Consider the following 609-nt stretch of genomic DNA (forward strand, 5'->3'; position numbering starts at 1 on the left):
CTGAGCTTATCGCAAGTTACTACGTCCTTCATCGCCTCTGACTGCCAAGGCATCCACCGTGTACGCTTAGTCACTTAACCATACAACCCGAAGGAGTTTCGGGTTGTTGTTAAACAACCTAGGTGTCACACATTTAATTTACATGAGTGTGTGACTGATTTTGCCGGACTCAATTTGAAGACTTACTGAAACAGTAAGCTTCGATACCAAGCACACTTGAATGTGTTTGTTGGTGTATTCCGTTAGGAATACATTGAGAACTTTACAAACAATCTTAAAAGATTGTTTTGTCAGCTTTCCAAATTGTTAAAGAGCAAGATTCGTATCTCTTTCGAGTTGAACCATTTCTAAGAACACTTAAAAAATGTGCTTAAAGATGGTGGAGCTAAGCGGGATCGAACCGCTGACCTCCTGCATGCCATGCAGGCGCTCTCCCAGCTGAGCTATAGCCCCACGAATCTCTTAAACTAAACCGTATCAATCTGTGTGAACACTCATCGCAATAATCATTCGTATAAGGAGGTGATCCAGCGCCAGGTTCCCCTAGCGCTACCTTGTTACGACTTCACCCCAGTCATGAACCACAAAGTGGCAAGCGTCCTCCCGAAG

At 44.2% G+C, this 609-nt stretch carries 1 tRNA gene and 2 rRNA genes; all 3 read right to left on the reverse strand.

Features of this window, described 5'->3' with window-relative positions:
- Positions 1–80 (reverse strand): 23S ribosomal RNA (locus JIG40_RS01860); the annotation flags it as partial.
- 297 nt (positions 81–377) lie between these two features.
- Positions 378–453: transfer RNA gene (locus tag JIG40_RS01865), tRNA-Ala, on the reverse strand.
- A 62-nt stretch (positions 454–515) separates the two neighbouring features.
- Positions 516–609, reverse strand: a 16S ribosomal RNA gene (locus JIG40_RS01870); the annotation flags it as partial.

Source organism: Vibrio sp. bablab_jr001, assembly GCF_016464285.1.
Lineage (GTDB): Bacteria > Pseudomonadota > Gammaproteobacteria > Enterobacterales > Vibrionaceae > Vibrio > Vibrio fluvialis.